This is a genomic window from Sandarakinorhabdus cyanobacteriorum, assembly GCF_002251755.1.
In the GTDB taxonomy this organism is placed as follows: domain Bacteria; phylum Pseudomonadota; class Alphaproteobacteria; order Sphingomonadales; family Sphingomonadaceae; genus Sandarakinorhabdus; species Sandarakinorhabdus cyanobacteriorum.
In genome coordinates this window covers 58279-66834 of record NZ_NOXT01000126.1, presented here as the reverse complement: position 1 = coordinate 66834, position 8556 = coordinate 58279, and the positions used below count along the sequence as shown (strand labels likewise).

The window sequence follows — 8556 nt, the reverse complement described above, 5'->3', positions numbered from 1 at the left end:
ACAATCCTCAACGCAACACTCAAAGCCTCCACGGTTGCTTGGTTGGCGCCAGCCTGCGCCGCAAGCGTGCCCTGGCTGCGGCCTAATCGACGAAATCCAGGCCCACCGCGCTGTAGAGGCTGCGGTCATCCCCCCAATCGGGCTTCACCTTCACGTGCAGGAACAGGTGCACCGGCCGCCCGGTCAGCTCGCTGATCGCCGCCCGCGCCGCCGCGCCAATCTCGCGGATGCGCAGTCCCCCCTTGCCCAGCACGATAGCCTTCTGGCTGTCCCGCTCCACGATGATCTGCTGGTGGATGGCGGTGCTGCCGTCACGCCGCTCCTCCCATTTCTCGGTCTCGATGGTGGCGCTGTAGGGCAGTTCGGCATGCAGCTGCAGATACAATTGCTCGCGCGTCAGCTCGCTGGCCATCAGGCGGGTGGTGGCATCGCTCAACTGGTCTTCGGGATAATGCCAGGGCCCGGCCGGCATGGCGGCGGCCAGCGCCGCCTTCAAACCCGCCACCCCGTCGCCCGTGCTGGCTGAAACGAAGAAGGTCTCTTCAAACGCCACGCGGGCATTCAGCTCCTGCGCCAGCACCAGCAGCTTTTCCTTCACACAGATATCCACCTTGTTCAGGATCAGATATTTGCGCTCCCGCCGGTTGGCCAGCGCCTCCACGATGGCCGGCACTTCGCCTTTCAACCCGGCCTTGGCATCGATCACCAGCGCGATCAGATCGGCATCATCGGTGCCGTCCCAAGCCGCCTTCACCATCGCCCGGTCCAGCCGGCGGCGTGGCCGGAAAATCCCCGGCGTGTCGACCAGCAGCAATTGCGCCTGGCCCGCCACGGCAATGCCCACCAGCCGTTGCCGCGTCGTCTGCACCTTGGCCGAAACAATCGCCACCTTCTGCCCCACCAGGGCATTCACCAGCGTGGATTTGCCGGCGTTGGGCGCGCCCACCACTGCCACAGCCCCGCAACGCGTGATCTCAATGGTGGTTTCGTCCATCATGCCTCCAGATTGTTCAACAGGGCGGTGGCGGCAGCCTTTTCCGCCTCCTGCCGCGATCGGCCCTGGCCATGGGCCGGCGCCTGGCCGCGCACCGTCACCGCCACGGTAAAGTGCGGGGCGTGATCCGGGCCCTGCCGGTCGATCACCAGATATTCCGGCATGCCCAGCCGGCGCTTCAGCGCCCAATTCTGCAGGCTGCTCTTGGGATCCTTCAGATAGGGTTGATCGGCGGCCATCATCGGGCCCCAGTGGCGCGTCACCAATTGTGCCGCCGCCGGCCAGCCGCCATCCAGATACACCGCTGCCACCAGCGCTTCGGCCACATCGCCCAGCACATTGTCGCTGGCGGCCAGCCCCTTGGTGCGGCTCACCGGTTCCATGGCGATCAACGGCTCCACCCCCCAGCCACGCGCCACCCGCGCGTTGGCCGGCCCTTCCACCATGGCGTGCAGCCGCGCGGTCAACCGCCCCTCCGGCTCGTCATGCTGGCCATAGAGCAGGCTGGCCACCACACAGCCCAGCACCCGGTCGCCCAGAAACTCCAGCCGCTGGTAACTCTGCCCTGGCACCCGCGTCGCGCTGCCATGGGTCAACGCCCGGTCGATCAGGGCGGCATCGGCAAAATCATGGCCCAGCACGTCGCGCGCCCAGCCGGCCAGCCGCTCAAGCCGTTCGGCCCGGCCAATGCCGCCATCAGGCGGAGGCTTCGTCTTGCGTGCCATCGCGCCCCCGTTGAGCGCATCGTCCGCCCTGGTCAAGCCGAAAGCCGCTGGACAAGCCGGCCCCGGGCGCGGAAAACCACCCTCATGGACCATCTTGCCGCCCTCCGCGCGGCCGGCGCCCAGCCGGTCGACATCCCGTCCCTGTTCGTGGGCGAGCCTGACCGGCTTGACCGCCTGTCCCTCACCGTCGCCGGCCTCCACGCCGATCTGTCCCGCCTGGCGCTGCCACTGCCGATCCTCGATCAACTGCTCGCCGCCGCCACCGCTGCCGATCTGCCCGGCTGGCGCGCCCGCCTGTTCGCCGGCGAAATCGTCAACCCCTCCGAAGGCCGCGCCGCCACCCACATGGCCGAACGCGGGCAGGGCCGCGCCGATCATGTCGCCACCGCTGCCGCCTCCGCAACCGCCGTCGCCGCTTGCGCAGAGGCCCTGCGCTCGGCGGGCGTGCGCGATGTCATCCACATCGGCATCGGCGGCTCCGCCCTCGGCCCCGCCCTGCTGATCGACGCCCTCGGCCGTGACGGTGATGGCCCCAACATCCACGTCGTCGCCAACATCGATGGCGAGGCGCTGGCCCGCGCCATGGCCGCCTGCGATCCGCACCGCACCCGGCTGGTCATCGTCTCCAAAACCTTCACCACCGCCGAAACCATGACGAACGCGCAAAGCGCGCTCGATTGGCTGGCCGCCCACGGCGTCGCCGATCCCCGCGCCGGGTGCATCGCCATCACCGCCCGCCCTGATCGCGCCCGCGCCTGGGGTGCCGGCACCGTGCTCGATTTCGCGACAAGCGTCGGCGGCCGCTATTCACTCTGGTCTGCCGTCGGCCTGCCGCTCGCCCTGCGCTGCGGCCCGGCCACGCTTGCCGCCCTGCGCGCCGGCGCGGCGGCCATGGATGCGCATTTCCGCGACGCGCCGCTGGCCAGCAACCTGCCGGTGCTCGCCGCGCTGGCCGATGTCTGGGCCGCGCACGCCCAGGGCCAGCAGACCCGCGCCGTCTTCGCCTATGATGAACGGCTGCGCCTGCTGCCATCCTATCTGCAGCAGCTGGAGATGGAATCAAACGGCAAGCGCGTCAGCCGCGATGGCGATCCGCTGCCCGGCGCCAGCGCCGCCATCACCTGGGGTGGCACCGGCACCGATGCCCAGCACGCGGTGTTTCAGCTGCTGCACCAAGGCACCGCTATCGGCCCCATCGAATTCATCGGCGTGAAACAGCCGGGCCACGGCCTGCCCGCCACCCACCACCGCCAGCTGCTCGCCAATATGCTGGCGCAAGGCGCCGCGCTGCTGAAGGGCCGCAGCTTCGATGCCGCGCTCGCTCTGTCTGGCGGCGATCCGGCCCTGGCCCGCGCCAAGACCTTCCCCGGCAACCGCCCGTCGGCCACGCTGCTGCTCGATCGGCTCGACGCCGAAACGCTGGGCGCCCTCATCGCCTTCTACGAACATCGCACCTTCGCCGCCGCCGTGCTGCTCGGCCTCAACCCCTTCGATCAATGGGGGGTGGAACTGGGCAAGGAAATGGCCAACGCCCTCATCGCCGGCGAGGATCTCGGCTTCGATCCCTCCACCGCCCGCCTGGTGGCGCTGGCTGGGCTGTAACGCAAAAAAACGGCGGCCACCCGGGGGCAGGGTGGCCGCCGCGAAACCCGCGGGCTTTGGGGTGCCCGGCGGGCGGGTCAGCGGGCGGGTTCAGCGGCGCTCGGCCAGCTGCACCGGGGCGCCCAGCTGGCTCTGGGCCAGCTTGAACTTCTTCGCCGCTTCGTGGGCATTGCCCTCTTCACAGATCTTGGCGGCTATGCGGGCGGTGCGCAGCGCCTTTGCCGCCGCCTTGGCATCCACGCCGGCGGCGCTCGCCTCGATGCTCTGCACCTGCGCGGCGCAATCCACGGGGGCGGCCTGCGCCGGGCTCACCGCCATGAACGGCAGCGAAGCGGCAATGGCCAGGGTGGCAATGGTCAGGCGGTCGATGGTGCGGCGGTTGATCATGGTCTGGTGTCCTTTCATCCGGCGGCAGGGAGTGGCTTGCCGATGACCAGCTTTTAAGTCACACTCAGACCCAAGTTAATCCGGACAATCCTTCCCGCCCCATGAAGCAGAACTACACAATCCCGAAAAACCTGCTCGACGGCGTCGAAGCCTTCCTCCGCGTTGCCGACCGCAAGTCCTTCCGCGAAGCCGCCGACGATCTCGGCGTCTCCCCCTCCGCCATCAGCCAGACCATCCGCCAATTGGAAGACCGGGTCGGCGCCCCGCTGTTCATCCGCACCACCCGCTCCGTCGGCCTCACCGAAGCCGGCAGCCTGTTCCACGCCCAGGCCGCGCCGGCCTGGGCCATGCTCCACGGCGCCTGGGAAAGCGCCCGCAGCATCGGCGGCCGCCCGGCCGGGCTGCTCCGCCTCAACATGCCGCGCTCGGTCGTGCCGCTGCTGATCGAACCGATCATCGCCGATTTCTGCGCCCGCTACCCCGATGTCGACGTCGAAATCACCGGCGAAGATGGCCTCGTCGATCTCGCCGCCAGCGGCCACGATGCCGGCATCCGCATCGGCGAACTGCTGGAGGCCGACATGATCAGCGTCCGCCTCGCACCGCCCTTCCGCTTCGTCATCGTTGGCGCACCCGCCTTCCTCGATGCCCACGGCCGCCCCACCAGCGCCGCCGATCTCAAGGCCCACAACTGCATCCGCCAACGCCTCGCCAGCGGCGCCATGATGCCGTGGCGCCTGATCGACGGCAACCGCAGCATCGAAGTGGCCGTCAAGGGCCGCGTCATCGTCAACCAAATGGCCTCCGTCGTCGCCTTCGCCCGCCGCGGCCTCGGCCTCGCCCAGGTCAGCGAGCCCCTGGTCCTCCACGAACTCCACAGCGGCGCCCTCGAAACCGTGCTCCCCGGCCTCTCCCCCTCCAGCCCCGGCCTCTTCCTCCACTACCCCGGCCACGCACAGGTCCTCCCCAAACTGCGCGCCTTCATCGACCATGTGAAGGCCGCCGTCGCCTCCGGCGTCCTTAACGACCTGATCGCGGAAGCCTGAGGGGAACGTCATGCCTCCGGCGGCAAGGGTCACAGACCCTTGACCCATTCCCTTTCACACGCACCCGCCCGCCATCGGTCCTCCCCAGCCGCAGGATGGAGAGGTGGCCCGCGGCACGCGTGACGGAGGGGCCGGGGGAGCCGCCCGCCGTCGCGGCATCCGCACCAAAGCCCCCGCTCATCCCGAGCCTGTCGAGGGACACCGGCCCCAGTCATGCTGACGAAGGCCAGCATCCATCGTGCAGCCTGCACCCATCACCGGGTCAGCCGGGGCTTGTTTCAATATGGATGCAGGCCTTCGCCAGCATGACGACGTTCTCCCTTGGGCCGATGCCTGCCTGCTGCCACGGCACCCCGGACCTGATCCGGAGCCTAGGCCCGTTTGTGGTCCGCCCGCTGTCCTACACGGCCCAATCCTGTCATCATGGCGCTGCCCGCTGGGATGCGCCCAGTGGGCCTGGCGGTGTGACACGGCGCGAGATGTGTCGCGTGGGCCGGTGGCAGGCCTTGTTGAAAAGGCGGGATTATTTTCTGGAATCCCGGGATTTTCGTCAATTGTGTCAAATGGGGATCAGGCTTGTTCCCGCCATTGGCCACCGATCAGGGCTTCGACGGGCCGGAATCTGGTTTTGTAGGCCATGCGGTTGCAGCCTTCGATCCAGTAACCGAGGTAGACATAGGACAGGCCGGCGCGGGCGGCGCGGGTGATATGGTCCATGATGATGAAATTGCCCAGGCCGGGGCGGTGGACCAGATCGGGTTCATAGAAGCTGTAGATCATCGACAGGCCATCGGATTGCTTGTCGGTGAGGCAGCAGCCGACAAGGCGACCCAGCCGGCCATCGCTGGTGGGTTCGCGATATTCGACGATGACCGTATCGACCGGGGATTGTTCGATCATGTCGGCGAAATCATGGGCGTCCATCGCGGCCATGCCGCCGCCGGGGTGGCGGGCGGCGAGATAGCGGCGCAGCAGGGCCCATTGTTCTTCGGTGGCCCAGGGTTCGCAGGCATGCACGTCCAGATCGGCGTGTTGGGCCAACAGTTTGCGCTGGCTGCGGCCGGGTTGGAAGCGGGCGGTGGGCACGCGGACGGACACGCACGACTGGCAGCCTTCGCAGCTGGGGCGATAGACGACATTCTGGCTGCGCCGGAACCCGATTCGGCCCAGCGCTTCGGACATGGATTGGGCATCATCGCCCTTCAGTTCGGCGAAAACCTTGCGTTCGGTGCGGCCGGGCAGATAGGGGCACGGCGACGGGGCCGTGACAAAAAACCGTGGGAATCGATAGGATTGGTCGGTCACACCCGGAAGCCCTCAGCCCTCACACTGCAACGGGCCGGCCGCGCACCGCAGCCAGTCCCCAACCCTGTTAACGGCGATGCTAGCGCAGGCTTGCGGCAGCGCAAGGGGGCAATCAGTCCGCCTCCACCATGCGGACATCATAGCCCGCCGCACGCAGCGCCTCGATCAGCCGTTCCAGGTGATCGCGGTCGCGGGTTTCGCATTCCACGTCGGTGATCAGGCCCTTGGCCGGCAGATTGGTGAAGACCCGCTGGTGATAGACTTCGAGGATGTTGACCTGTTGCTGATCGAAAATCCGGGCGACTTCAAACAACTGACCCGGCCGGTCTTTCAGGCGGATGCGCAGGCGGGCCAGCCGGCCGGCGCGGGCCAGATCGCGCAGCAGCACGTTGGCCAGCAGGCGGGTATCGATGTTGCCGCCGCACAGCACCAGGCCCACCTTGGCGCCCTTGAACCGGCGGGGATGGGCGAGCAGGGCAGCGAGGCCAGCAGCGCCAGCGCCTTCCACCACGGTCTTTTCGATGCCGAGCAGCAGGGAAACGGCGCGTTCCAGATCGCGTTCGCCCACCAGCACGATATCGTCCACAAGGGCGCGCACCACCTCCTGCGTCAGCCGCCCTGGTGTCTTGACCGCGATGCCTTCGGCCAGCGTGTCGCCATCGCACAGCGCCGATTGGCCCTTCATGGCGGCATACATGGATGGATAGAGCTCGGCCTGCACGCCGATCACCGCGATATCGGGGTTGCGCGCCTTGGCCAGGGTGGAGATGCCGGAAATCAGGCCGCCGCCGCCGATGGGCACCACCAGCGTGTCGAGCTCCGGCACATCCTCCAGCATTTCCAGGCCCACCGTGCCCTGGCCGGCCATGACCTTGGGGTCATCAAAGGGGTGCACATAGACCAGCCCCTTTTTCTGGGCCAGTTCAAGGGCATGGGCGCTGGCATCGTCATATCTCTCGCCGAACAGCACCACGTTGGCATCATGGCTTTCGGTCTGCTGCACCTTCACGATCGGGGTGAAGCGCGGCATCACGATGGTGGCCGGGATGCCCAGCCGGCGGGCGTGGTAGGCCAGCCCCTGGGCATGGTTGCCGGCCGATGCGGCGATCACCCCGCGGGCCCGCTCCTCCGCCGTCAGGCTCAACAGGCGGTTCAGGGCACCACGTTCCTTGTAGGCGGCGGTGAACTGCAGGTTTTCAAACTTCAGCCACACCTGCGCCCCGGTCAGCTGGCTCAGCGTTTCCGATTTCAGGCAGGGCGTGCGAATCACCGCGCCGGCAATATTGGCGGCCGCAGCCTCCACATCGGCGACGGTGATGGGCAGCCTGGCCGCCTGGGTTTCGGGTGTGTGCACGTTCATGCCCTGCTCCATAACGCCGCAGGGCCGGCCGCGCTACCCGTAGAAGGGGGCAAGATAGCGGGTGATCAGCGCCACCACCTCGGCGCGCACCCGGGGCAGCTCGCCGGCCGCATCCGGGCCGGTGGCAGCAAGGGTGAGCAGGGCCTGGGCGCTTTCCACCACCACCCGGGCATGGAGGGCGCGGGTTTCGGCCGGGATCTGCGGCGCGCGGGCGGCAAAGATGGCGGCAAAATGCGCCGCGCCGCCATCCAGCATGGCCGCCGCCCCGCCGCCGCCAGCGCGGGCCGCGAGATAAAGCTGTGGAAAGGCCGGGTTTTCGGCCACGAAATCGGCAAGCGCGCCCACGCCCTTTTCCACTTCGGCCACGAGATTCCAGCGGGCCGGATCGGGATCGGCCGGCATGGTCAGCCGGGCCTCGAAGGCGCTTACCTGGGCCTGGGCCAGCGCGGTGAGCAGGGCGGCCTTGTCGGGGAAATATTGATAGACCGATCCCACCGGGATGCCGGCGCGGCGGGCGAGATGGTTGGTGTTCAGCGCCTCTGCCCCGGCCTCGGCCACCATGGCGGCGGCGGTGCCAAGGATCAGATCGAACCGGGCCTGGGCACGCGCCTGCACCGGCCGGCGGCGCAGGGTTGGGCTGCTGGTCATATGGTTCCATGGCGGCGGTGAGCGCGGCTGGTCAAGACTTGACCGGCCCCGAAAAACATGAGCAATTTATCATGTTTCTGGCAGGAGGCGGTGTGATGTATCGGCATGACGTGGCAGTGGCAGCGGCCGACATCGATCACATGGGCCATGTCAACAACGCGGTTTACCTGCGCTGGGTGCAGGATGCCGTGGTCGCCTATTGGCAGAACACTGCGCCGGCGGACGCCGTGGCCAACCATCTGTGGGTCGCGCTGAATCACAATATCAGTTACCGGCGGCCGGCCTTTCTGGACGATGATGTCGTTGCCAATGTGGTGGCCGATGGCGTGCAGGGCGCGCGAGCGTTTTTCACCACCCTGTTCCAGCGCGGCGAGCAGGTGATTGCCGAGGTGAAGAGCACATGGTGCTGCATCGATGTGGCGACCATGCGCCCGGCGCGCCTGGCCCGCGACGTCGTTTCCTTGTTTCTGCCTGATTGAAACCGCGCCC

General features: G+C 67.8%; 9 protein-coding genes. 3 read left to right on the top strand and 6 right to left on the bottom strand.

All coding sequences use genetic code 11. From position 1 onward, the window contains the following. Window positions 1–82 precede the first annotated feature (82 nt). Both era and rnc read right to left on the bottom strand, forming a co-directional pair. Window positions 83–997, bottom strand: coding sequence for a GTPase Era (era, locus tag CHU93_RS16660; protein ID WP_094475267.1), 915 nt, complete (start codon window positions 995–997; stop codon window positions 83–85). Continuing rightward, a complete protein-coding gene (gene rnc, locus CHU93_RS16655) occupies window positions 994–1719 on the bottom strand; it encodes a ribonuclease III (protein ID WP_094475266.1) in 726 nt (241 codons plus the stop codon). The genes era and rnc overlap by 4 nt, the downstream gene beginning before the upstream one ends. Window positions 1720–1803: 84 nt before the next feature. On the opposite strand from rnc, the gene pgi reads away from it, so the two are divergent. Beyond that, a complete protein-coding gene (gene pgi / locus CHU93_RS16650; protein WP_094475265.1) occupies window positions 1804–3321 on the top strand; it encodes a glucose-6-phosphate isomerase in 1518 nt (505 codons plus the stop codon). 90 nt (window positions 3322–3411) lie between these two features. On the opposite strand, the gene CHU93_RS16645 is transcribed toward pgi, so the two are convergent. Continuing rightward, window positions 3412–3708 (bottom strand): hypothetical protein, encoded by a 297-nt coding sequence (locus tag CHU93_RS16645; protein WP_094475264.1) that lies wholly within the window; start codon window positions 3706–3708, stop codon window positions 3412–3414. A gap of 101 nt (window positions 3709–3809) precedes the next feature. Between CHU93_RS16645 and CHU93_RS16640 the strand changes: the two genes are divergently transcribed. After that, window positions 3810–4754, top strand: a complete 945-nt coding sequence (locus CHU93_RS16640) for a LysR family transcriptional regulator (protein WP_094475263.1) — start codon at window positions 3810–3812, stop codon at window positions 4752–4754. Between the two features lie 570 nt (window positions 4755–5324). Here the strand turns inward: CHU93_RS16640 and CHU93_RS16635 are convergent. The 3 genes from CHU93_RS16635 to CHU93_RS16625 form a co-directional block, all read right to left on the bottom strand. Then, the gene (locus CHU93_RS16635) at window positions 5325–6059 is read right to left on the bottom strand and encodes an arginyltransferase (RefSeq protein WP_094475262.1); all 735 of its coding nucleotides are present in this window, start codon (window positions 6057–6059) and stop codon (window positions 5325–5327) included. 112 nt (window positions 6060–6171) lie between these two features. Further along, window positions 6172–7419: a threonine ammonia-lyase gene (locus tag CHU93_RS16630; protein ID WP_094475269.1), complete on the bottom strand. Its 1248-nt coding sequence runs from the start codon at window positions 7417–7419 to the stop codon at window positions 6172–6174. A gap of 33 nt (window positions 7420–7452) precedes the next feature. Beyond that, window positions 7453–8067: a TetR family transcriptional regulator gene (locus CHU93_RS16625; RefSeq protein WP_086117889.1), complete on the bottom strand. Its 615-nt coding sequence runs from the start codon at window positions 8065–8067 to the stop codon at window positions 7453–7455. A gap of 95 nt (window positions 8068–8162) precedes the next feature. On the opposite strand from CHU93_RS16625, the gene CHU93_RS16620 reads away from it, so the two are divergent. Next, window positions 8163–8546 carry an acyl-CoA thioesterase gene (locus tag CHU93_RS16620; RefSeq protein ID WP_086117948.1) on the top strand — a complete coding sequence of 128 codons (384 nt, stop codon included), beginning with the start codon at window positions 8163–8165 and terminating at the stop codon, window positions 8544–8546. The last annotated feature ends 10 nt before the right edge of the window (window positions 8547–8556 follow it).

What these genes read in the sequence shown, in the direction of transcription:
- rnc (WP_094475266.1), bottom strand. Translation starts at nt 1,719, where the DNA reads ATGGCACGCAAGACGAAGCCTCCGCCTGATGGCGGCATTGGCCGGGCC.
- pgi (WP_094475265.1), top strand. Translation starts at nt 1,804, where the DNA reads ATGGACCATCTTGCCGCCCTCCGCGCGGCCGGCGCCCAGCCGGTCGAC.
- era (WP_094475267.1), bottom strand. Translation starts at nt 997, where the DNA reads ATGATGGACGAAACCACCATTGAGATCACGCGTTGCGGGGCTGTGGCA.
- CHU93_RS16640 (WP_094475263.1), top strand. Translation starts at nt 3,810, where the DNA reads ATGAAGCAGAACTACACAATCCCGAAAAACCTGCTCGACGGCGTCGAA.
- CHU93_RS16620 (WP_086117948.1), top strand. Translation starts at nt 8,163, where the DNA reads ATGTATCGGCATGACGTGGCAGTGGCAGCGGCCGACATCGATCACATG.
- CHU93_RS16625 (WP_086117889.1), bottom strand. Translation starts at nt 8,067, where the DNA reads ATGACCAGCAGCCCAACCCTGCGCCGCCGGCCGGTGCAGGCGCGTGCC.
- CHU93_RS16645 (WP_094475264.1), bottom strand. Translation starts at nt 3,708, where the DNA reads ATGATCAACCGCCGCACCATCGACCGCCTGACCATTGCCACCCTGGCC.
- CHU93_RS16630 (WP_094475269.1), bottom strand. Translation starts at nt 7,419, where the DNA reads ATGAACGTGCACACACCCGAAACCCAGGCGGCCAGGCTGCCCATCACC.